The following is a 1947-nucleotide window of genomic DNA, read 5'->3' as shown; positions in this document are numbered from 1 at the left end:
TGGCGGGCTTGACACCACCGTGCTCCTCACCGGCGTAGGCGACCACGTCCAGGGTCGACATGACCAGACCGGCACCGTTACCGATGATGCCGACCTCGCCGTCGAGCTTGACGTAGTTCAGGCCCTTCTCGTTGGCGCGCAGCTCCAGCGCGTCGAAGTCGGCCTCGTCGGTGAACGGGACGCGTTCGGGGTGGCGGAACAGCGCGTTGTCGTCCAGGGTCATCTTGCCGTCGAGGGCGATGACCCGGCCGTCATCCGTGCGCACGAGGGGGTTCACCTCGACGAGCGTGGCGTCCTCGCCCACGGCCACGTCCCACAGCCGGCTGATGGTCCCGGCCACGCATTCGCGGACGTCGTCGGGGACCTTCGCCGCCCGGCAGACCTCCTCGGCCGCCGCGCGGTCCACTCCCCCGGGGGCCACGGGGGTGCGCGCCACGGCCTCCGGGCGGACCCGCGCCACCTCTTCGATGTCCATGCCGCCCTCGGTCGAGCAGATGGACAGGAAGGTTCGGTTGGCGCGGTCGAGGAGGAAGGAGAAGTAGTACTCCTCGGCGATGTCACTCGCCTCCTCCACCAGGACGCGGTGGACCGTGTGGCCCTTGATGTCCATGCCGAGGATCTCCTCGGCCATAGCCTGGGCGTCCTCGGGGCCTTCGGCCACCTTCACACCACCGGCCTTACCGCGGCCGCCGACCTTGACCTGGGCCTTCACCACAACGCGCCCACCCAGCCTCGAAGCGGCCAGCCGCGCCTGTTCAGGGGTGTCGGCGATCTCTCCCTCGACGAGGGGGACGCCGTACTCGCCGAAGAGCTGCTTGGCTTCGTATTCACGGAGATCCATGGAGCCTCCCGTTGATGTGCTCTCGGTCACCTCTGTTGTACTCCATACTGTATGCAGTATTCAATAGTCAGCCTTGTTCGCCTCTTCCCTTCGCCTGATGGATTCTGCATACTGAATCCAATGGAGGTGTGCTCATGTCCGGAACCACCGAAATCCGCGACTGGCGTGGCAGGCGTTACGCCGTCGGACCCTCCCCCCGCGAACTCACCGGCCGCCCCCGCTCCTGGTTCCTGAGCCGGGCACTCGTCGCGGCCGCCGGGATCGGTGTTCTCCAGTTCGGCTACGGCGCCGCGGTCCCCGTACTCGTGGCGGCCCACGGCTGGAGTCCGGCCGCCGCCCTCGCCCCCTTCGTCCTGTGGGCCCTACTTCAGGGCGGCACCGCGCCCGCCCTGGTCCGGCTCCGCGCCCGGGGACTCATGCCGCCCGGTACCGCTGTCCCGCTGGGCGCGCTGCTGTGCGCGCTCGGGGTCGCCTCGCTCGGGCTCTCCGGGGGAACCGCCTGGGCGGTCCTGGGCTACGGCATTTTGGGCGGTCTGGGAGCGGGGCTCGTCTACCACTCCTGCTGTGAACTGGTCGCCGGGTGGTATCCCGACCGGCGCGTGGTCCGCTCCGGGGCCGTGGGCGGCGCCTTCGCCCTCGGCGCCGTCCCCTTGCTCCCGGCTGTCGCAGTCGGCCTCTCGCCCGCAACCCTCGCCCAGGCCTGCGCTGCGCTGGCCCTGCTCATCCTCGTCCTCGGCCTGCTCGGCGGGGTGGGACAGCAGGCGCCGCCGCGCCGCTGGTGGCCGCCGGAGACGGATCCGCGCGGCTGGGCGCTCCGAGGTCGCGTGGAACCAGCCGCGGCACGCGACTACACGCCCACCCAGGCCTGGCGGACCGGAGCGCTTCCCGCGCTGCACGCCATCGTGGCCCTGGCCGGGGCGAGCACGCTCTTCACCCTCGCGGCCCTGCCGCTCCTCGCGTCGGGCGAGGGCCGTTCACTCACGACGGTCGCCGCCCTGATGGTGACCCTGGCCGCCACGAGCGGGCTGGGGCGTTCCGCGGCGGAGGCGGCCGCGGAACGGTACGGGCGCCGACGGGTTCTGGCCGCGTCGACGGCGGGCGCCGCC

Annotated in this window: 2 protein-coding genes; one reads left to right on the top strand and one right to left on the bottom strand. The window is 71.5% G+C overall.

What is annotated here, in order from left to right; translation table 11 throughout:
* Positions 1 to 841 (bottom strand): ATP-grasp domain-containing protein (locus ACYVD1_RS34620; protein WP_460778699.1); only part of this gene is annotated, 841 nt, incomplete at its 3' end.
* 134 nt (positions 842 to 975) lie between these two features.
* On the opposite strand from ACYVD1_RS34620, the gene ACYVD1_RS34615 reads away from it, so the two are divergent.
* On the top strand, positions 976 to 1947 hold a 972-nt coding region (locus ACYVD1_RS34615), incomplete at its 3' end, for an MFS transporter (RefSeq protein WP_460778698.1).

It is taken from the genome of Nocardiopsis nanhaiensis (genome assembly GCF_054778635.1).
The sequence above is the reverse complement of the archived record's forward strand: the minus strand, read 5'-3'. Positions and strand labels throughout refer to the sequence as shown.